This window comes from Paenibacillus sp. RC21, assembly GCF_044907935.1.
Classification (GTDB): Bacteria; Bacillota; Bacilli; order Paenibacillales; family Paenibacillaceae; genus Paenibacillus; species Paenibacillus terrae_A.
On the sequence record NZ_JBIYCS010000010.1, the window covers coordinates 115316 to 135205 of the forward strand.

Sequence of the window (19890 nt, forward strand, 5' to 3'; positions counted from 1 at the left end):
TGAGATGTCCACGACTTCTACCGCTATTGGACAACCCGCGCCGGACTTTGAATTGTCGGGAAGTGAAGGGAAAAACGTCAAGTTGTCTGATTTTAGAGGCAAAAGGGTTTTACTATATTTCTATCCGAAGGATTTGACTTCCAGTTGCTCGACACAGGCGTGTGATTTTCGGGATAAACACGGGGAGTTCGAGGGTTTGAACACCGTTATTCTGGGAGTAAGCCCAGATCCACTCAAGCGACACGACAAGTTTATTGCAAAGTATGGGCTGCCTTTTCAGCTTTTGGCGGATGAGGAGCATGAAGTGGCGGAAGCTTACGGCGTGTGGCAGCAAAAGCAGATGTACGGCAAGCAGTACATGGGCATCGTTCGCTCCACATTCCTTATCGATGAGAACGGTATTTTAATTCATGAATGGCGTGGTTTGAGAGTCAAAGGGCATATCGATGCTGCGCTGGAGTACATTCGGGAGCAGGCGTAAATCATAAACATTCTTACACCCTTGGGGACGCTGGTTGTATTTCAGTCCCAGAGGGTGTTTTTGCTATGTAATCTCCAACTTTTTTACCTCAGGATGTTGTATAACCCTCATTGTGATTGTTTTCTTTTCTGCCTGATTGTGTAAATGCCCCACAAGCTCAAGGGAATGATGACCGAGTTGGTCAAATCCCAATCTACCCAGAAGGGGACAAGGGTATCAAAATAGTAGATGATATTGGGTGCAACCATCATGCTCAAGCCGTAAATGAGCATTGCCGCAGGCATGCTGAGAGGGCGGTAATCTTTTAGACGAAATGTCTGTGCTGTCCCCAATATGAACGCGTAAAAATAAAGGAAGCTCTTAAAAAAGAGCGATAATCCCCATATAGCTGCTATAAAGGCCTCCATACGTTGGAAAAAATTGAACACGTTTATTTTGGCAGTGAGTATATACGAAGGATACACGCTAGATTCAGTTAGAAAAGGGCCGAGAACAAACAGAGACATGATTACAAACAGACTGAGCAGAATTCCGCCTATAAGGCTTCCTAAAAGGATGCTTCTTTTAAAATGTGCTGAATGCTTCACATAGGGAAAAAGCATGAGAAATACGACTAATTCTCCAAATGGATAACTAACCCCAAGAAGCGTACCATGAATAGTAGGAAGAACCCCCTTTTCCATAATTGGCTTTACTTTAGAAAAATCAATCTCGGGAATAAGGCAAGCCACTACAGTAATAGTCACGATTACAAAGAAAGGCAAGCATAGCTCGCTGGCACGGGCAAGGGCTTCAATTCCGGTAAAAAAAGCGAAGACCAGCATGAGTATTGCCAGCAGCATTAATATCCTTAACGGGGTTAGCACATAAGTCTGTGTAGTATAAAAGTCACCAAATTCCCTAATATATATGGCATCGGACATCAAAAAATAGAAAAGATACCATATCGAGACGACAGGAGCCAACCATTTCCCTATAATTTTCCTTATAGCTTCAATCAAAGTAAGGCTGGGATACAGCTCATGTACACGCAGCAAAAGCCATACAAGCGCCATACCTGCCGGTATACTCAGCAGGGTACTGATCCATGCATCCTGTTTAGCGATATGGGTGCAGATGCTGGGGATGATCAGTATCATATCACCCATTGTGCAAAAAATAATGAGAACCGTTACTTGCCCAACACTAATACGGCCTTTTTCCAACGCTGGCGGCCCCCTTTATTTACAAATTGAATAGATGTGAAAACAGGTTATTTACCGGCTTATATATAATCTCAATCAAGATTAGTGGGCTCGATGTTTCCTTTGCCTGAGCAGCGATCGTGCTGAACCACGCCCCGAATGCGAGCATCACGATGTATACAACCATGTCCTTAAAGCGATGCTTGCGGTATAAGCCGGGCAAGTCCTTGATTGCAATCAGTAGAGCAATGCACAAAACCGCAATGAGGGCCTTCATAGGGATACTCCTTCCGTAATCGTACTCGTTTTGGGATGCTATGAAGCCTCGAACCGTTATTTGGCTTACTCCTTCATTTTCTTTTGAAAGGACTGGAAAATAGCTCCCATTTTCTTAATTTCCGTATTCGCCTTATATTCAATCTGTAAATTCATAAATGTGTGGTCCCAATCTTTTTTCAGTACTTTCCAGGCCTTGGGGTCGGTTTGATGAATTAATTGCCCAAACCCAAAAATGTCTACTTTGAAGTTACGACGTACAGTTTCTACGGAATGCTTCATAATCTCGATCAATTTGGCATTACTCTCCATCTCGATTTCTTTAATATCCTCCAGACTTTTAATCTCCATTTTTTTACAGCTATTCTCTCTAATCGTACTTTTGTTCTCTACGGATATCTGGATTATAGGCTCACCATTGTGCATTAACACTTTAGTCTTCGTGTGACTGCTCAAAGCCAGCAGAGCGATTTTACCGCCTTCCGGGCAGTCCGTATGTCCTGTTGTTGTATCCACGCTATCCCGGATATAGTTGTATCCTTTGCTATCGTCTTCATCAAGCCAGCCGATCAACCGGTCTTTTTTAAATACGCCTAAGCTGGAAAAAGCCAGATCTGCTATGGGTTCAATCGTTCTGACATTGTCCATACCTTCCTCCACACTCTTGGGTAAATCTCCTTTAGCTTCGAGGGCAGGTAGAGCAGCATGTATTTCGGAACTGACGAGATCCTCCATCAGCTGATCTATAGTCACTTTGCTGACAGGAGCCCAGGTTTTAGTTAATACATCCATGGAAGCAAACATTTTGTTCGCCGGAATTTTCTCCAATGTCGTAGTTACCTGAAGCATTTTGGAGGCAGACGTACCTTTCGCAATACAGATATAAAAGTCAGTTCTGGCAAAAGGCTCTCTCATCAGGGATTCCACAACATCGGCGATGCCCTGTCTGGCGAATTCCTCGCCAAATACCAGCATACGGATATGAGATAAGTAGATGATTCGCGGACTGATTTCCGTCATTTTTTGGATAGCCTCATACAGAGTAGGCGCTGTTGCAACATAGGTAGTTACCGCAGGAGATCCTTTACTGGATCTTGATTTGGAGGCCACCTCCGAAGGTACAACCACCTGTGCCGACACACGAATTTGATCGCCGTCCTTATCCACACCCAGTCCTACGGTAATTCCGATCTCGTTAAGCTCTTTGCGATCCCAGCAGCCGGTCAGAAGGGAAGCAAGTAGACTGAGTATGAGAATCATGCTGGTTACACCTTTCATGTATGGTCACTTCCCAATTATTTTTTCTTACCCACCCGCTTTTTCTGGTGTATTTGCCGGGTCGTATTCTGAACTTGATTCGTATTCGGACGTGTAGTCATCCATGGCCAAGGCAAGCGAAAGATCGTATCCTTCATATCACTTTGCACATAAGGGCCGAACGGGCTCATGTAAGACACTCCAAAAGATCTTAGACTGGTCAGATGAAGCAGCAGGGCCATCAAGCCCATTAATATACCCAGAAATCCGAAGGCGGCGGCCAGCATCATGAGGGCAAACCGGATAATCCGTACCGCAATGGACAGCCCATTTTCAGGGATGACATAGCTGGAGATCGCGGTGATGGATACGATAATAACCATGGCGGCCGACACGACGCCTGCATCCACAGCAGCTTGCCCAATGACCAGCGTACCTACAATGGATACCGCTTGTCCGACCGTCTTTGGAATACGCACCCCGGCCTCACGCAAAATTTCATAGGTAATTTCCATCAGCATCGCTTCCACAAAGGCTGGAAACGGAACACCCTCCCGTTGCGCTGCCAAACTGATCAGCAGATTTGTAGGAAGCATTTCTTGGTGAAAGGTAGATATCGCTATATAGAAGGCTGGTGCCAGCAGAGCGATGAAAAAAGCCAAAAATCGCAGCATTCTCAACAAAGTACTGATATCCGCGCGTTGATAATAATCCTCGGCCGACTGGAAAAATTGGATAAACAACGCAGGAATAAGAAGTACAAACGGAGTCCCGTCCACTAGTATGGCCACTTTTCCCTCCAGCAAACTGGCTGCTACCGCATCCGGGCGTTCACTGTTGTATATCGTAGGGAAGGGGGTAAAGGTGGCGTCTTGAATTTCCTCCTCGATGTAGCCACCTTCCATAATCCCGTCAATATCAATTCGGTCCAGGCGTTCTCTCAACTCCTGAATGACGCCTTCGTCCGCGACTCCTTTGATAAACATCACGGCCACGTTGGTATGCGTGACTTTTCCGATCTGCCTTGTTTCCATCCAAAGACGCGGGTCGCGGATTCGCTTGCGAACCAGAGCTGTATTGGTACGCAGATTCTCAGTGAAACCCTCCATCGGTCCGCGTACAACCGTCTGGGATTGGGGCTCGCTGACGTTGCGATCCTCCCAACCAACGGCATCAATCCAAATGCTTTTCGCGTAACCCTCCAGCAAAATGATAATTCCGCCGGATAGCATCCGGTTGAATAACGCATCCATTTCATCCAAAGTGCCTGAATGCCCTGCGATCAACACCTGATCCTTTAAATAATCGAACGGTTCAGCACCTTCCGGAACATGATGAATTTCCATCCGCATAAATGAGCGCAGTACAGAATCATGCAGCAATTGAGTGTTAATCAGACCATCAATATAAAACACGGCTGCTGGCCATTTCTGCATCCACAGTAGCTCTTTGACAATCAAATCCCCGCTGTTTCCAATCGAGCTTTGGATATGATTCACATTATCCCGCAGGCAAGAGGATACGTGAGTGAGTGGACAGCTTTTATTCTCATTTTTCATACGTAAAATCCTCCGATATTGGAGTTAGTTGGTTTAGTGTGCTCTGAATATATGAATTTATGCTTGACGGTTGTATATTCATCCCTATAAATTAGTTATATAGCTAATTAGATTAATATATAATTAATACGACTTGGAGCTGAAGCACATGGTAAACAAGCAATACAGAAAGTTATTCGTGGCTGGCATCATTAACGGAATTGGAGACCGCTTCTGCCAAATCGCTTTGTTGGCCCTGATTTATCAGCTTACTGGCTCGGGACTCAGCGTGGGGATTATGCTGGGATTAAGGGTGATTCCTTTTTTAATTCTGTCGCCTGTGTCAGGTGTGCTTATCAGCAGCATATCCAGACGCACATTTATGATGACCACGGATCTGCTCAGAGGTGGAGCAGCCCTTGCCTTTTTAAGTGTTCACAGCAATGAGGATATGTGGATCGTTTATGGAGTCAGTACCCTGTTAGCCTGTGGGGAAGCGCTGTACGCTCCAGCCCGTAAGTCGTCCATCCCGCTGCTGGAGGCATCGTATCCGCGTTTTTTGGACCACAGGCCGCATTTATGCTCAACTCCGCCAGTTTTTTCGCTGCAGGTCTGATCGTCTGCAATATTGCATTCCCGCCCGTCACCAAGGAGGAAGTAACTAGGGCGGATGCTCATACTGAATCACGTGGAAGTCAGACGTCTTTCGATGATCGAATCCTCGGTAGGTCACAAATACTGCAATGCATCCGCATTTCGCTTCCGCTCCAAGTCGTAATTGCATTCGAGCTACTGGTTCCGTTCATCAATGGAATTGATAATGTGCTGATCAGTGTATATGCCGTGCAGGAGTTTAAGCTGGGGGATGCCGGGATTGGACTGTTTTACGCCGCTTTGGGTGCGGGTCTGGTTGCCAGCTATGCACTGGGGCGTCTATTCAGCCGTTCTTTATTAAGCGGAGGACTGGTATGTCTGCTATTGGAGGGAATTTTGCTCATGGGGTTAAGTGGAATTGATCATGCATGGGCGGCGGTCGCCATTTACTTTTTCATTTCGTTGGCTGGCGGGGTGGGGGCAATCTGTTTGGATACACTATTAATGCGGGAGACCCCGCTGTATTTACAGGGGCCATTGCTGGGCATGCTGACAGCGTGGAGCCAAGGGATTATAGGCATATCCATGTTTGGAGCCGGGGTTGCAGTGGAAATCATAGAGCCGCGTATGTTAGGTTTGATTGGCGGAGCAGGATTTGTCATGATATCTATCGTCATAACGATTTACTATACAAGGGCTCGCAGCCGTAAGGCGGCAAATGTCTAATTATTCCGGATCGTTTTTGCCACTAGTTTTCACCGATTTGTCGGACTTGCGGAAAGAACTAAACAGGAAGGATCTCCAGCGATAAACGATATATAGCAGAAGGATAATGCCGATGATGACGACGATTCGCAGCGCATACAGCTCTACCAAATGGAACATGGCATCCCATTGCGGACCGAACACCTTACCGATGCCAAGAAACAGGATGACCCAGAACAGAGCGCCGCTGTACGCATACAAGGCAAATTTACGCAGGGGAAGAGCGATAATTCCCGCAAAATAACCCGTAAAATGTCGGACACCAGGAATGAAATATCCGAGAAAAATAAGCCAGTACCCGTAACGTTGAAACCATTTTTGCGTTTTTTGAAGCTTGTCCGGCGATAGCAAAACCCATTTACCGTATTTCTGGATAAAGGGGAGTCCGGCCCATTTTCCGATAAAGTAGGTAATGGTCATTCCGATGGTTGTGCCTAAAAAGGCCAGCATCACCAGCTTTCCAAAATCCAGCGTACCCGAATAGGAGAGATATCCCGCATAAGCCATTGTGGTTTCCCCGGGAAAAGGTAAAGCAATAAATTCCAGCAGCAAGCCGAAAAAAAGGACGCTGTATCCGTATTCTTCGAACAATTGCGCGATCCATTTCAGCACATCCATCGTTTACACTCCTACGAACAGATTCATAATTTAGAATTAATTCATTTTAACAATCTTTTCATGTCCGCTCAACTCCGGTTGATTTCTTGACGTCTTGTTTTATCGTTGCGTATAATGAAACGAACAATTGAGGGAGGCACGGTAATGAATAAGCCTAATGAAATCGTTGTAGTTCTCGACTTTGGAGGACAATACAACCAGTTAATCGCAAGAAGAATACGGGACCTCGGCGTGTACAGCGAGCTCCTTCCATACAATACGCCTGCGGAGAAGCTGAGAGAACTGGCACCGAAAGGGATTGTTTTCTCAGGTGGACCTTCCAGCGTATATGCAGAAAATGCCCCTCAAGTCGACCGGGCAATCTATGATCTGGGAATTCCTATTTTCGGTATTTGCTATGGTATGCAGCTGATGGCTCACCAACTGGACGGTAAGGTAGAACGTGCAGGCAAGCGTGAGTACGGCAAAGCAGATGTGCAATTCAATGAGGATACGAGATTGGCCAAAGGGCTGGAATCTCGTCAGACCGTATGGATGAGCCACGGAGACCATGTTACGGATCTGCCATCCGGCTTTAAACTGGATGCAGGAACGGAAAGTGCGCCGATTGCAGCGATGAGTCATCCGGAGCGGAATCTGTACGCGGTACAATTCCACCCAGAGGTGCGTCATTCCATTCATGGTAATGAGATGATTAGCAACTTCCTGTATGAAGTGTGCGGTTGTGATGGTAAATGGACGATGGAGTCGTTCATCGAGGACCAGATCCGTGAAATCCGCCAGCAGGTAGGCGACAAAAAAGTATTGTGCGCTTTAAGTGGCGGTGTAGATTCTTCCGTTGTAGCGATGCTCATTCATAAAGCGATTGGCGATCAACTGACATGTATGTTCATCGACCATGGACTGCTGCGTAAGGGCGAAGCCGAAAGTGTAATGGAGACGTTTGTTGGCAAATTTGATATGAAGGTTGTCAAAATTGACGCGCGTGAGCGCTTCTTGTCCAAGCTGGCAGGAGTCGATGATCCGGAACAAAAACGTAAAATCATCGGTAACGAGTTCATCTACGTTTTTGAGGAAGAATCCAAGCAATTCGACGATTTTACATTCCTGGCACAAGGTACACTGTATACGGATATTGTAGAGAGTGGAACAGCCACGGCACAGACGATCAAATCGCACCATAACGTAGGTGGCTTGCCGGAAGACATGAAGTTCAAGTTGATCGAGCCGCTGAATGCACTGTTCAAAGATGAAGTGCGTAAAGTTGGGGAAGAATGCGGACTGCCACCTGAGATTGTATGGCGTCAGCCATTCCCGGGTCCGGGTCTTGCCATTCGCGTGCTGGGTGAAGTCACAGAGGACAAGCTTACGATTGTTCGTGAATCAGATTATATTTTGCGCGAGGAGATTGCCAAAGCCGGACTGGACCGGGAAATCTGGCAATACTTCACCGCTTTGCCGAATATGAAGAGTGTTGGCGTTATGGGCGACGCTCGTACGTATTCTTACACTGTGGGCATTCGTGCAGTAACCTCTATCGACGGTATGACTGCCGATTGGGCGCGTATCCCTTGGGATGTGCTGGAGAAAATTTCGGTACGTATCGTTAACGAAGTGGATAACGTCAACCGAATTGTCTACGATATCACCTCCAAACCACCAGCTACGATTGAGTGGGAATAGGGCGGGATGATGGATGGTGTTAATCGCTCGTAAATCCTTGATACATAAGGATTTATGGCGTTGACAGCATTGATGTTCTACGTACACCTGCAACAATAGAGTACAAAAAAATTACTCTCTTTTATCTGCGTTATTTAGCAAATAGAAGGGAGTATTTTTTATGATCAAAATCAATGAGATAATCGAGGATTTCAGGCTTACTCAAAAATTCTAGGTCGGGAAGGGTGTCTGAAACTGAGGATTTGACACCCCTTCATATCAAAAAATATATTCAGGAGTTTTATTAGATATTCATATAATCAGCTATGCAGTGTACTTAGTCCGTTACCTTTGTCTACTCTTCAATATTTGATGCTTTTTAAGCATAATAAGGTGAACTACTAATTTAAAATGCCTAATAAACAGAAATTATTCTCCCAAAATAATTATTTCCGTCTCCAAATAAATATTAAATTTATCGTGTACTCTATTTTTTATTAATTTTATTAATTCTAAATAATCCTCGGCGGTGGCATTATTTGCATTAATGATAAAACCTGCATGCTTAGTAGAGATTTCAGCTCCCCCAATGCGAGTTCCTTGTAAGTTACATTCTTGAATGAGTTTTCCTACATAATGTCCCTCTGGACGTTTAAATACACTTCCGCAAGAGGGATACTGGAGAGGTTGTTTAGCTTCTCTTTTCAAAGTTAATTTCTTCATCTTACTGGAAATTACATCCTTGTTCCCTTTTTCGAGTTTAAACTCGACCTCAAGTATTATATATTTATCCGTTTTGAAGATACTATTTCTATAACCAAGTTTCATTTCTTCTCGGGTTATATTCATAATTTCTCCATCTTTAGTAATAACACTCGCACTTTGGACAACATCCGCAATCTGACCGCCATAAGCACCCGCATTCATATATAAGGCGCCTCCTGTACTACCTGGTATTCCACATGCAAACTCTAGACCAGTTAAGGTGTTATCCAAAGCGATCCTTGAGACATCTATAATATTTGCACCGCTTTGTGCAATAATCTTGTGCTCGCTGACTTTAATTTGATGGAAATGGCTCAGAGAAAGAGTTACTCCTCTTATTCCACTATCTTTAATAATTATATTTGATCCTTTTCCAATGACAGTCAGAGGTATTTGATGTATTTTGGCAATTTCCAAGATTTTTATAATTTCTTCTTTCACTGTTGGATGGATAAGCATGTCTGCTTTACCACCTATCCTTACATAAGTGTAGTTTTTTAATGGCTCATTTAATTTTAACTTTTCCAAAGGTATTTGATTCTCAAAAATCTTCATGAAATTCTCTCCTTAAGTTACTCACATGTAAGATTTAAAAGAAAAGCTAGAAAAGTTCGTCCTATATAGTCTCAACATGAGATTTTATTTAAAAATATACCTTCTTCATTACTATCAATTTTAAGAAATTCGTCCTTCAAAATCCAAGAATCAGTTTTTTCAATAAAGAAATAAAATCCACCAATAGATTTAACTAAAGCTGGATCAATTGGTGTAGCACTTGAATTTATACCAATAGAGAATGCTTCTGAGCCTCCACCTGCATATTTCGCATAAATTCTTATATATTGGCCCTCTTCTAAATCCCAGTCATTTTTAAAAGAATGGATAGCTTTTTCAGATACTACAAATGACATAAATAACCTATTCCCCTTTCCAATTTTTTTCAATCACATTTTTTAACTTCGCCACGATAATTTTCCATTCTGAAACTAGCTCCACATCCACATGAAGCTCTTGCATTAGGGTTATTCAAGGTGAAACCGCCTAACATACCGCTTTCTTCATAGTCAATTTGAAGACCTTCAATATATTTAATACTATTAGTGTGAACCAAGATACTAAATTCACCTTTATTTAATAAGATATCACCTTCTGTTTTCTGCTCATCCACGATAAGAGAATAGGATAGACCACTGCATCCCCCCTCATCAACGCCTATTCTAAGGAAAGAATTTAGGGCATTAGCACTTGATAAGATTTCGACGATTTTTTCGAATGCTGCTTCACTGACCTGTATCATCGTAGTAATTCCTCCTTGGAACGTCATTTTTTTTAGCTGCATTGTTAACCCAGTCTATTAAACAGGGTATGAATGTAGCAAGAGCAGATCCTTTTGGTGTTAATTCATAAATAGTTTGTATGGGGCGTGTCAAACTTACAGTTCTTTTAACCAAATTATCGTTTTGAAGCTCTTTTAAACGCTTAGAGAGGATACTTTCCGAAATGGAAGGAACATTTTCGGAAATTTCGCTAAATTGCTTTGGACCTTGAGAAAGGGAAAATAGTATATGAATAATCCATTTAGTCCCGATTATACGATAAGCTGTAAAAAGTTTCTCAGTATCTGTAGTCAACATATTATTGATATACCCTCCTTCTCATGATCAGCTTAGATAGACAGGAGACTGATCCCTTTTGTTCTAACTTACGTAGCCGTTCCATGTCTTAAAGGACAAGGAACGGTTCCGTCAATACTCGCTTTTAAAGTGGTAAACATTGTGGATTCCTCATCTGTTTATTAGTTCAGTTTGTGGTGTAATCCGAGTGCTAGCGAATAAACTCATTACGATTAACAAGAGATGAAAACCCATCGTTACAATTAATCCTGATTGCAGTGACATCCCAGCAGATTGACAAACAACAAGGATGGAACCGCCTATTCCGATAACCACGCCCGGTGTAAAAGAATCCGCAAATTGCAAATTTGCCGAAGTTTTTCCAACACCTTCTTCCCCTGTTTGGGAAAATGCCACAACGCCGCTAATAGGATGTGCCAATCCGATTCCGATTCCAGCTATGATTTGTCCAATAACCGCAACGGCAACAGTTACAACAGGTACCCAAAATACGAAGGCAATCCCAAATGCAAGCAGTAGCACACCCAGTATAATTCTTGTATGACGTCCACGACCTTGGTCTGCCGAATCCCAACGTCCTTGCAGATAAGCAATGACGCACCAACTCAGTGCAGCACTTGCTACAATTAATCCGGCCTGAGAAGGAGTAATACCTTTCACATCTATTAAAGCCAATACCAAGAAATTCTGTGTGCTGGTATAGGCAGCGAAGAACAGCCCACGTGTTGCTAGAATAGCTGGCATGCCTTTTCGGAAAGCAAGAGTTCCCTTGGGTAGCAGTTTGCGCAGCGGATATACCATTAGCACTAAGCCGATAATGACTAAAACAAACCCTGTAATTATCGGCAGCATGCTAAGACCAATTAAGAAAATCCCCGTACCTATCGTTAATAGTAACGCCAACCATGTAGCTGTAGCTCCGTTGTCCCCTTGTGTTCTCTCTGTTTTTAATTTCCTAAAAGCAGGTAAACTTAGCAATGCTGAAACAACCAGAATCGGTAATATTACCCAGAAAACAAACCGCCAGGACCACTGATCTGCGATAAGACCGGCAACGTATGGACCAAGCATGGACGGAAGAACGTAGGCAGTACCGAATGCTCCGAGTATTTTGGCACGTAATTCATCGGGATAACTTAAGGATATTGCAGTGTACACGCAAGTCATCATAGCGCCGGCACCTAAACCCTGCATGGCTCGTGACCCTATCATGGTATACATATCGCCTGCTGTTGCGGCAGCGATCAGCCCGACGATAAACAAAAGAAGTGCGAAAGTGAACGGTGCTGCAGGTCCTCTTCTATCAATGATCCGACCGACGACTAGGGTCCCGATAATCTGCGCAAGCAGATATGTGCTGAATATCCAGCCAAATAGGTCAAGGCCGTTCAAGTCGCCAGCAATGGAAGGGGCAATTGTGGTTACCGATAAGCCCTCGAATCCAACTGCCATCACCGACAGGATAATTCCTATGGACAGTGCAAAATAACGCGGGCTGAAAATACTTTGAGGATTAGACGACATGAAATGTGACCTCCAAGAAATTTTTTATGTATACTTCATATCCGGATACTTAGTAAACATTTTTGTTTATAAAGTTTAAACTACAGTTTAACTTTGACTTTGTCAACATTTTTATTTAAAATGTAGAGAGTGTTGTAGATCTAGTCGCTTTCAAAAGGAGGTTCACCATGAGCCGCAATCAAACGAATAAGGATTCATCAACTGGTACCCGGAGAGGGATCATTGATCTGCTAAAGCAGCAAGGTGGAATGGATGTTGCGACACTATCCTCCAAATTTTTGTTATCTGGTATGGCTATTCGTCAACATTTAAATGCTCTCAAAGAAGAAGGATTGGTTACTTACGAAGAAGAGGCCCGTCCCATGGGACGACCCACAAAGCTCTGGAGATTAACGCCTGAGGCTGATCGTTTTTTTCCAAACGGATATTCTGAGTTGTCAGTCAGTCTGATCAATTCGATGAGAGAGGCTTTCGGAAACGAGGGGCTAGAAAAGCTGCTGTCTGTGAGGAATAAGAATATGCAAGAGCAATATCTTCAGCATCTTGGTAACGCATCGGGCGTAAGAGAGAAGCTGGAGAAACTAGCCGATATTCGAACAAGCGAAGGCTATATGGCCGAGGTCAAGGAGCAAGGCGATGGGAGTCTTTTGTTTATCGAAAAGCATTGTCCGATCTGTGAAGCTGCTGCTGCTTGTACCGGGTTATGTAAGAATGAGTTACATTTATTTGAAACCATTCTTGGAGATAATGTTCATATCGAACGGGTAGAGTATATTTTGGCGGGGGGAAGAAACTGTGTTTACAGGGTTAGGGAAGGCGGACAAGCACATTGATGCTTGCATGAATGACATCGGTAACAAGACAACAAAACCTTCAACTCCACATCTATCGTGGTTTTGAAGGTTCTTTTGTTTTAAGGTTTTGTTGTTCTAATGATGTCTTTTTTACCACACGATCTTTCTTCCGGTTGCAGCCGATTCCTCAATGCGGTCCAGTAGCTGATGTAGCTTTAAGGCATGGTTGAAATCGGGAGCGAGATGAGTGTCCGTCAAAATATCCCCGGCAAATACATCATGAGCCTTGGCTACATTCAGGGTTACCCCTTCTTTGGCGAAATCCGGGCCACTATCAGGCTCACGAGCTATATTGATTGGTTCAAAATCGCCATTAGGCGTATGATTTTGATTATTGCTTGGATCATACACAAGTTTTTCGAGCGTCAAATTCCCAAATTGAACATGCCCAAGCGAAGGATTCTGAGTCAGGCGCAAAACGCCCTTTTTTCCCTGAATCTCCAGCTCGAATTTTGGATTCACTCCCCCCTGAATGTGGACGGATACCGTTGCCCCCTTCTCCAATGAACCCTGAATCAGAATCTGATCTGCAGTATCCTTGGGAATGACTTCACCCGTTTCCTGAATAGTGGCTTCGTTATAGCGAGATGATGTGATGGCCGATAGCTCACGGAATTCGCCAACGATGTATTGCAGCGCGTCCAGAGAATGTCCCCCGTTAATCGTCAGCAGATTGGCGCCATTGGCTCTATTCAGCAGATAAGCCGTATCCTGATCTGTTCGTCCTCCTTTACCTCGAGTAGATACTTGCATATGACAGGACACAATTTCACCAATCGTTCCGTTTTCCACCAGCTTTTTCATCGTTTGCACTTCAAGATCCTGCCGTGCCTGCAAGCCGACAGTATGATGAATGCCCGCCTGTTCCGCCGCCTTAGCCATTTCGGTAGCTTCCGCAGTATTTGCCCCCAAGGGCCATTCACAGAAAATATGCTTTCTCTCTTGAATCGCGGCCATGACTGGCCGGTAATGATGGGGAACCTTGACGCTCACCACCACCATGTCCACGTCTTCGGAAGCTGCAAGTTTTTGAGCATCTTCAAAGGCCAATACCGCACCTATTTCATCCGCACTTTTTCGTGCACTCTCCATACGAGAAGTACCAATGGCTGTGATAACAAGGTTCGGATGCTTTAGCAAAGCCGGAATGTGCGTTTGACTGGCCCATTTGTTATTCATTGATCCCCCGACCACTCCTGCACGTATCTTCTTTTTCATCATGCTGCGGAACCCTCCTAAATTTTAAATGAGGCTGGAAAATAGTGCCCAAGGCCAATATAATACACTTAACACATAAATAATAATGCTTGTTTGTGATATAGCTATCATTTTATTTGATGGGAGGTGGAGACGTGGATATTGAGAACATGCAGGCATTCGTTTCAGTAGCAGAATTGAGGAGCCTTACGGAAGCAGCCCAAAAGCTGAATCACCTGCAATCGAACATGACGGCCAAAATAAAAAAACTGGAGGCCCATTACGGCACAGCATTATTTTATCGAAAGCCCCGTGGCATGGAGCTGACACCCGCAGGAGAAACCTTGTACGCTCAGTTCAAGCAAATTTTGTTGCTATGGCAAGACACAGAGATGAAAATGAGACCGCAGGAGGAAAAGCTGCGCATTGGCACGATGCAGTCCATCGTGGCGGGGGAAACAACAAGAGCGCTTACGAAGGTATATGAGCTGTACCCACAGGCTTCTGTGACATTAAAAACGGGCACTACCACGGAAATAGAGCAGTTGATCCTCGAAGGTGAACTCGATATTGCCTTCGTCACAGGTTATTCCACCAGCCCGTATATTCATTATCAAAAATGTTGTCGTGAAGATCTGGTACTGGTGGGGAAGGGCATCCATGAAGGCTCAGAGCTCAGACAGGTGCTGCAAGGAGCCACTATTATCGTGCTATCGGATGGCTGCCTGTATCTTACGCAATTGGAGAAGATGTATCAGGACATGCAATTGACTCATGGCGAGGTTGTGGAGGTAGGGGTGTTTGATACGATGGTGCAGTTTGTTTTGATGGGAATGGGAATCACCTTGATGTCCAAAAAACTGGCACGGCAATTTAATGTAAAATCCTATTTGTCCACTCCCCCAACCTTCGGCTACATAGATACATATTTAATAACCCGTCCCAACCACAAGATGACATCAATTGAACATAAATTTATCGAAATCAATAATACGATCTAAGGGATAGGAGAGGATCAAATGACTACTGATCATAATAAGCACCAGGGAAGCCATGCAGTATTTTTGGGGGATAGCATTACTTTTGGTTATGAATTAAAGGATGGGGAAAAGCCTTACCCACACATCGTCAGCGACGTCTTGGGCTTTCAAGGCTTTGAGAATCACGGCATATCCGGCAGCAGTGTAGCCAGCGGGGGCTTTGAGCCGATGTGTGAGCGATATGAGAAAATGAATCCTCATGCGGATGTGATCTTTTTTATGGGTGGAAGAAATGACTTTTCCATGGGAGAAACGCCGTTCGGTCATTTAGGCACAACATCGACGGAAACGCGAACATTTTATGGTGCGCTCAAGCATATTGCCGAGGGATTAATTAACCGTTACCCGGACAAGCTGATCATCTTTTTGACACCGCCCCACGGATCAAGTGATGCGGTTCCCGAACATTTGCCCAATGCAGTCACGGGACAAGTGTATAGCGCGTATGCGCAGGCTGTGAGAGATGTGGCTTCGCTGTATTCTTTTCCGTGCTGCGACCTGTGGAACATCGCCGGAATTCAACCGCTGCTGCCTGTTCACAAACAGATGTATTTTACCGGGGAAAACGGTATTCCTGACGGTCTGCATCCAAATCAGGTAGGTCATGAGCGGCTGGCAGCTCATATTATTGGATTTATGAACACGCTATAACCTATAGAGATCATTGCCAGCTGTGAACAGATACACCACGACACTTTTTTCAATTGCATTACTCCGAACTATAGCAGGACACCGAAGTGAAAATACTCAGGCGGGTCATTTAGCTTGAGTATTTTCTATTATTGTCTGGGTGTTTCTATAAACCACCTGTCACAGAAAACCACCCATCACAAAGCTTGAATATTTTCAATAGAGGTGTATAATAATTGACATATCAATTGATATGTCAATTAATTGCGAGGAGGAGCTACCATCGAACATTGCTCTGAAAAAAGCCAATTGTTTTACCGCATGCATCTTTTGTGTAAAGAAATGAATACTGCTTTTGAAGCACAATTAAAAACAAGCTTTACCAAGGTCGAAATTTTGTATCACATTGATCAACGGCAGGAATTGAGTCAGCTGGAGCTTCAGCATTTGCTGGTTCTGGACGGAGCGGCGGTAACCCGGCATCTGAAAAGGCTGGAGGAGGAAGGTCTGATTATCCGCAGCAAAAAAGAACAGGATAAGCGTGTGACCTATATTCGTCTAACAGAATCAGGGGTTCGAGAGCTGCAAGTTTTGTCAGAGGAAAGACAAGCCTTTCAGGACAAGTTGCTACGTGAGTTTGCGGATGAGGAAATTGTTTCTTTGACAAATGTATTACAGCGCATGTCTACCAATGTGAAGAATATGTAAAATACGCGAGGAGGAACTGAATATTAAAGCTATCGTCATTATGACCATTTGCTGGCGCGTAAACCTGCCTCGATCTCATGGGAGGAAGCCGCATCTGTTCCGTTAGCGGGACTGACAGCCTGGCAGGCACTCTTTACACATGGTCAACTGGCTAAAGGTGAAAAGCTATTGATCCACGCAGGCGCAGGAGGTGTCGGCATGTTCGCTATCCAGTTTGCCAAACAAGCTGGTGCCTATGTCATTACGACAGCCAGCGAGCGCAATCATGAGATGCTTGCTTCATTAGGAGCCGATCAAATTATTGACTACCGTACGACCCGTTTCGAGGATGTATTGTCCGATGTGGACGTTGTATTCGATACGATGGGTGGAGATGTTCAGAAAAACAGCTTTAAAGTTCTGAAAAAACACACCGAACGGATCATATCCATCGTTGGCAATTTTGACGAAGTGCTGGTCAAGGAGCACGGCGTAACGGCCAAAAATATATGGCTGGAGCCCAACGGACAGCAGCTACAGGAAATTGCCGACCTGTTGGAGCAGAAAAAAGTAAGGTCGGTGGTAGGAGCTACGTTTCCATTTTCGCAAAAAGGTCTGTATGACGCTCATGCTCTAAGCGAAACCCATCATGCTGTTGGTAAAATTGCCATTACCTTTTCATAAGAACACATATAACGAGGCGCAACACGAAAGGAATTATACAACACGATGAAGATCCTGGAAGATTATTTTCACTATTATGATTTGGCAAGAGATGATGAGAAAAGCAAAGCGCAATTAATCACCCTTTTCTCCAACGAAATTGAGTTCGTGCTGAACGGTGACCGGAAACAAGGTATGGATAGCTGGAAAAGCTTCTTGGACATGTTCTTTGAAGGAACACTCGACATCAAGCATATGTATGAGGGCTGGAAGCCGGTTCCCGGAGAATCGGGTGCCTATGAAACCAAATGGGCGGTATGCGGCAAAAGAGCAACAGGCGAAGTGTATACACTAACAGGAGTGGACAAAGCTCGGCTGGATGCAGAAGGGAAGATCGTTTATCTGGAAAATATACCGGACACCGCGAATGCCTTTGATAAGTACAAAAATATCTGATTCGCCTAATTGATAACCCGTCAGCTATATAACAGCTTGGCGGGCTTTCTATTTTCCGAACAATACATATGTGATTAAATTACAACATTCGCTTTTTGTGTTGACAAGCAGTAGGGGACGGCCTAAAATAACGGATGTAATATAGCGCTTATGAATGCGAATATTACAGCAAATGAACGATAACAATACGAGTATGCTTTACGTAGGAGGAATTACGACTCATGGAGCGTTTCTTTAAATTAAAGGAACATGGAACGAACGTCCGCACAGAAATTATTGCGGGGATTACTACTTTTATGACCATGGCTTACATTTTGGTGGTCAACAATACCTTTTTGGGGCCGACTGGAGCAGGGATGCCCAGCGAAGCCGTCTTTTTTGCCACTGCGGTAGGTGCAGGACTAATCACTATTCTGATGGGATTGTTCGTTAATGTGCCCATCGGCATGGCTCCGGGTATGGGCTTGAATGCTTATTTTATGACCGTAGTCTTGAGTTCCAACGGTATGATTACTTGGCAAGCGGCACTTGGCGCTGTATTTATATCCGGTATCGTCTTTCTGATTTTAACCGTGACACGAGTGAGACAGATGTTGCTTGTTGCGGTTCCTGAGAATCTAAAGACAGCTATTACAGTAGGTATCGGCTTGTTTATTACCATTGTCGGATTTAAGTTGTGTAATCTGGTTATGGTAAGTATTGTTCCAGGGACGGATGTAGGTCAGCCGGTTCCGGGTCATGCTTTTAATCTGATTTTGGGTAGTTTGGTTCATCAAAAGGATGCGTTGCTGGCGCTGATCGGTTTGCTCATTATCGCAGCGCTGATGGTTGTTCGGGTCAAAGGTGCTTTGCTGATTGGTATCGTAGCTACCACATTGATTGGTATTCCGATGGGTGTAACGAATCTGAGCAGTTTGACAACAGGTCACTGGATTCCTGATTTTAGTAATCTGGCAGTGGGTCAGTTGGATTTGAAGGCTGCTTTGCACATTGGGCTGTTTGATATCATTTTCATTTTCACATTTGTAGAGCTGTTTGATACGTTTGGTACACTGGTGGGTACGGCTACCCGCGCAGGTATAATGAAGGATAAGAAAAAAGGCGAGAAAATCATCGGTAAAGCTATGCTGGTGGATGCTGTTGGTGTAAGTACCGGTGCAGTATTGGGTACAAGTACTATTACAGCATTCGTGGAAAGCTCCGCAGGGGTAGAAGAAGGTGGGCGTACGGGTCTGACTGCTGTAACGACAGGCATTTTATTCCTGCTGGCTCTCTTTATCGCACCGTTGGCATTGGTTGTGCCTTCCGCGGCTACTGCTCCAGCGTTGATTATCGTTGGCGTGCTGATGATGAGTCAGGTTCGCAACATTGACTGGGATAACTTCCTGCTGGCGTTCCCGGCGTTCCTAACCATCGTTCTGATGCCTTTTACTGGCGGAATCGCCAATGGTATTTCTGCCGGTATTTTGTCTTACGTTGTTCTGGCTGTATTCAGTAACCTGTTTACCAGCAACAAAGTTAAAGTTCACTGGCTTATGTGGGTACTTGCTATTATTGTAGTGATCCGGTTTGCCTTTATGGGTTCGGAATAACAACTTGATATAACTTGAAAAAGCTCTTTGTATATAGAACCTCCTTCCCTGTTGTTTCAGGGTGTGGGGTTCTTTTTTTGTTCTGGTTATTCATGATGCGAAAGAGGGCGGGGAGTATATATAGAAGAAGAACGAATAACAAATAGAGATTTTCGAGAATTAATAAAATAAATGCTTGCAAACTTATTTCGTCTATGATATATTCTAATTCCGGCCAAGAAATACAATATTGCGAGCGAATGTTACAAAAAAAGATTTTAAAAAAATGCTTGCAAAGTTGGTTCGGACATGATATGATATAAGAGTTGGTAAGGCGGAAAGCCGAGTCGACAAAAAAAGAAATGTTTGATCTTTGAAAACTGAACAACGAGTGAGTATGGATTTTGCTTGCAAAATCCAACGCTGAGATTTTGGTACATGCCGTCAGGCTGTATAAAATGGAAGCGAACAATGAGATATTTTATCTCGTCAGT

Annotated in this window: 21 protein-coding genes and 1 pseudogene; 11 read left to right on the forward strand and 11 right to left on the reverse strand. The window is 44.1% G+C overall.

Translation table 11 applies throughout. The features are described 5' to 3' along the window. Positions 1–4: 4 nt before the first annotated feature. A complete protein-coding gene (bcp, locus tag ABIA61_RS23910; RefSeq protein ID WP_283654661.1) occupies positions 5–481 on the forward strand; it encodes a thioredoxin-dependent thiol peroxidase in 477 nt (158 codons plus the stop codon). 107 nt (positions 482–588) lie between these two features. Here the strand turns inward: bcp and ABIA61_RS23915 are convergent, their stop codons facing one another. The 4 genes from ABIA61_RS23915 to ABIA61_RS23930 all read right to left on the reverse strand — a co-directional run bounded on the left by ABIA61_RS23915 (position 589) and on the right by ABIA61_RS23930 (position 4757). After that, positions 589–1686, reverse strand: a complete 1098-nt coding sequence (locus ABIA61_RS23915; RefSeq protein ID WP_283654662.1) for a GerAB/ArcD/ProY family transporter — start codon at positions 1684–1686, stop codon at positions 589–591. 19 nt (positions 1687–1705) lie between these two features. After that, a complete protein-coding gene (locus tag ABIA61_RS23920; RefSeq protein WP_283654663.1) occupies positions 1706–1942 on the reverse strand; it encodes a hypothetical protein in 237 nt (78 codons plus the stop codon). Positions 1943–2007: 65 nt separating this feature from the next. Next, positions 2008–3219: a Ger(x)C family spore germination protein gene (locus ABIA61_RS23925; protein ID WP_137061572.1), complete on the reverse strand. Its 1212-nt coding sequence runs from the start codon at positions 3217–3219 to the stop codon at positions 2008–2010. A 17-nt stretch (positions 3220–3236) separates the two neighbouring features. Beyond that, complete coding sequence (locus ABIA61_RS23930; protein WP_283654664.1) at positions 3237–4757, reverse strand: spore germination protein; 1521 nt, start codon at positions 4755–4757, stop codon at positions 3237–3239. Between the two features lie 148 nt (positions 4758–4905). Here ABIA61_RS23930 and ABIA61_RS23935 point away from each other — a divergent pair, with 148 nt between their 5' ends. Both ABIA61_RS23935 and ABIA61_RS23940 read left to right on the forward strand, forming a co-directional pair. Then, a complete protein-coding gene (locus tag ABIA61_RS23935) occupies positions 4906–5352 on the forward strand; it encodes an MFS transporter (protein WP_404581346.1) in 447 nt (148 codons plus the stop codon). After that, positions 5316–6056 (forward strand): MFS transporter, encoded by a 741-nt coding sequence (locus ABIA61_RS23940; RefSeq protein WP_404581348.1) that lies wholly within the window; start codon positions 5316–5318, stop codon positions 6054–6056. The genes ABIA61_RS23935 and ABIA61_RS23940 overlap by 37 nt, the downstream gene beginning before the upstream one ends. Here the strand turns inward: ABIA61_RS23940 and ABIA61_RS23945 are convergent, their stop codons facing one another. After that, on the reverse strand, positions 6057–6713 hold the full coding sequence (locus tag ABIA61_RS23945; protein ID WP_283654666.1) for a DedA family protein: 657 nt from the start codon (positions 6711–6713) through the stop codon (positions 6057–6059). A 144-nt stretch (positions 6714–6857) separates the two neighbouring features. Here ABIA61_RS23945 and guaA point away from each other — a divergent pair, with 144 nt between their 5' ends. Next, positions 6858–8396, forward strand: a complete 1539-nt coding sequence (gene guaA / locus ABIA61_RS23950; RefSeq protein WP_283654667.1) for a glutamine-hydrolyzing GMP synthase — start codon at positions 6858–6860, stop codon at positions 8394–8396. Between the two features lie 408 nt (positions 8397–8804). Here the strand turns inward: guaA and murB are convergent, their stop codons facing one another. The 5 genes from murB to ABIA61_RS23975 form a co-directional block, all read right to left on the reverse strand. Then, positions 8805–9695, reverse strand: a complete 891-nt coding sequence (murB, locus tag ABIA61_RS23955; RefSeq protein WP_404581349.1) for a UDP-N-acetylmuramate dehydrogenase — start codon at positions 9693–9695, stop codon at positions 8805–8807. 71 nt (positions 9696–9766) lie between these two features. Then, positions 9767–10051, reverse strand: coding sequence for a hypothetical protein (locus ABIA61_RS23960; protein ID WP_404519682.1), 285 nt, complete (start codon positions 10049–10051; stop codon positions 9767–9769). Between the two features lie 29 nt (positions 10052–10080). Next, positions 10081–10437 carry a HesB/IscA family protein gene (locus ABIA61_RS23965; protein ID WP_283654670.1) on the reverse strand — a complete coding sequence of 119 codons (357 nt, stop codon included), beginning with the start codon at positions 10435–10437 and terminating at the stop codon, positions 10081–10083. After that, positions 10421–10774, reverse strand: a complete 354-nt coding sequence (locus tag ABIA61_RS23970) for a winged helix-turn-helix transcriptional regulator (protein ID WP_404519681.1) — start codon at positions 10772–10774, stop codon at positions 10421–10423. The genes ABIA61_RS23965 and ABIA61_RS23970 overlap by 17 nt, the downstream gene beginning before the upstream one ends. A gap of 150 nt (positions 10775–10924) precedes the next feature. Beyond that, positions 10925–12298 carry an MFS transporter gene (locus tag ABIA61_RS23975; RefSeq protein ID WP_404581350.1) on the reverse strand — a complete coding sequence of 458 codons (1374 nt, stop codon included), beginning with the start codon at positions 12296–12298 and terminating at the stop codon, positions 10925–10927. A gap of 167 nt (positions 12299–12465) precedes the next feature. Between ABIA61_RS23975 and ABIA61_RS23980 the strand changes: the two genes are divergently transcribed. Continuing rightward, positions 12466–13131: a helix-turn-helix transcriptional regulator gene (locus tag ABIA61_RS23980; RefSeq protein ID WP_137061579.1), complete on the forward strand. Its 666-nt coding sequence runs from the start codon at positions 12466–12468 to the stop codon at positions 13129–13131. A gap of 111 nt (positions 13132–13242) precedes the next feature. Here the strand turns inward: ABIA61_RS23980 and ABIA61_RS23985 are convergent, their stop codons facing one another. Beyond that, positions 13243–14373 (reverse strand): Gfo/Idh/MocA family protein, encoded by a 1131-nt coding sequence (locus tag ABIA61_RS23985; RefSeq protein WP_283654674.1) that lies wholly within the window; start codon positions 14371–14373, stop codon positions 13243–13245. A 131-nt stretch (positions 14374–14504) separates the two neighbouring features. Here ABIA61_RS23985 and ABIA61_RS23990 point away from each other — a divergent pair, with 131 nt between their 5' ends. From ABIA61_RS23990 to ABIA61_RS24015, 6 genes and pseudogenes are all read left to right on the forward strand, one after another. Continuing rightward, positions 14505–15350, forward strand: a complete 846-nt coding sequence (locus ABIA61_RS23990) for a LysR family transcriptional regulator (protein ID WP_283654675.1) — start codon at positions 14505–14507, stop codon at positions 15348–15350. Positions 15351–15368: 18 nt separating this feature from the next. Then, complete coding sequence (locus ABIA61_RS23995) at positions 15369–16040, forward strand: SGNH/GDSL hydrolase family protein (RefSeq protein ID WP_283654676.1); 672 nt, start codon at positions 15369–15371, stop codon at positions 16038–16040. A gap of 300 nt (positions 16041–16340) precedes the next feature. Then, on the forward strand, positions 16341–16727 hold the full coding sequence (locus tag ABIA61_RS24000) for a MarR family winged helix-turn-helix transcriptional regulator (protein ID WP_404519841.1): 387 nt from the start codon (positions 16341–16343) through the stop codon (positions 16725–16727). A gap of 42 nt (positions 16728–16769) precedes the next feature. Then, positions 16770–17390 (forward strand): annotated as a pseudogene (locus tag ABIA61_RS24005) (NADP-dependent oxidoreductase); the annotation flags it as partial. Positions 17391–17435: 45 nt separating this feature from the next. Continuing rightward, a complete protein-coding gene (locus ABIA61_RS24010) occupies positions 17436–17825 on the forward strand; it encodes a hypothetical protein (protein ID WP_283654678.1) in 390 nt (129 codons plus the stop codon). Between the two features lie 221 nt (positions 17826–18046). Next, on the forward strand, positions 18047–19417 hold the full coding sequence (locus ABIA61_RS24015; RefSeq protein ID WP_283654679.1) for an NCS2 family permease: 1371 nt from the start codon (positions 18047–18049) through the stop codon (positions 19415–19417). Positions 19418–19890 lie beyond the last annotated feature (473 nt).

Coding starts and splice junctions, on each gene's coding strand:
- ABIA61_RS23965 (WP_283654670.1), bottom strand. CDS start 10,437: ATGATACAGGTCAGTGAAGCAGCATTCGAAAAAATCGTCGAAATCTTA.
- guaA (WP_283654667.1), top strand. CDS start 6,858: ATGAATAAGCCTAATGAAATCGTTGTAGTTCTCGACTTTGGAGGACAA.
- ABIA61_RS23945 (WP_283654666.1), bottom strand. CDS start 6,713: ATGGATGTGCTGAAATGGATCGCGCAATTGTTCGAAGAATACGGATAC.
- ABIA61_RS24010 (WP_283654678.1), top strand. CDS start 17,436: ATGAAGATCCTGGAAGATTATTTTCACTATTATGATTTGGCAAGAGAT.
- ABIA61_RS23920 (WP_283654663.1), bottom strand. CDS start 1,942: ATGAAGGCCCTCATTGCGGTTTTGTGCATTGCTCTACTGATTGCAATC.
- ABIA61_RS23935 (WP_404581346.1), top strand. CDS start 4,906: ATGGTAAACAAGCAATACAGAAAGTTATTCGTGGCTGGCATCATTAAC.
- ABIA61_RS23925 (WP_137061572.1), bottom strand. CDS start 3,219: ATGAAAGGTGTAACCAGCATGATTCTCATACTCAGTCTACTTGCTTCC.
- ABIA61_RS23930 (WP_283654664.1), bottom strand. CDS start 4,757: ATGAAAAATGAGAATAAAAGCTGTCCACTCACTCACGTATCCTCTTGC.
- ABIA61_RS24000 (WP_404519841.1), top strand. CDS start 16,341: ATGCATCTTTTGTGTAAAGAAATGAATACTGCTTTTGAAGCACAATTA.
- ABIA61_RS24015 (WP_283654679.1), top strand. CDS start 18,047: ATGGAGCGTTTCTTTAAATTAAAGGAACATGGAACGAACGTCCGCACA.
- ABIA61_RS23960 (WP_404519682.1), bottom strand. CDS start 10,051: ATGTCATTTGTAGTATCTGAAAAAGCTATCCATTCTTTTAAAAATGAC.
- ABIA61_RS23980 (WP_137061579.1), top strand. CDS start 12,466: ATGAGCCGCAATCAAACGAATAAGGATTCATCAACTGGTACCCGGAGA.
- ABIA61_RS23940 (WP_404581348.1), top strand. CDS start 5,316: ATGCTCAACTCCGCCAGTTTTTTCGCTGCAGGTCTGATCGTCTGCAAT.
- murB (WP_404581349.1), bottom strand. CDS start 9,695: ATGAAGATTTTTGAGAATCAAATACCTTTGGAAAAGTTAAAATTAAAT.
- ABIA61_RS23975 (WP_404581350.1), bottom strand. CDS start 12,298: ATGTCGTCTAATCCTCAAAGTATTTTCAGCCCGCGTTATTTTGCACTG.
- ABIA61_RS23995 (WP_283654676.1), top strand. CDS start 15,369: ATGACTACTGATCATAATAAGCACCAGGGAAGCCATGCAGTATTTTTG.
- ABIA61_RS23970 (WP_404519681.1), bottom strand. CDS start 10,774: ATGTTGACTACAGATACTGAGAAACTTTTTACAGCTTATCGTATAATC.
- ABIA61_RS23985 (WP_283654674.1), bottom strand. CDS start 14,373: ATGATGAAAAAGAAGATACGTGCAGGAGTGGTCGGGGGATCAATGAAT.
- bcp (WP_283654661.1), top strand. CDS start 5: ATGTCCACGACTTCTACCGCTATTGGACAACCCGCGCCGGACTTTGAA.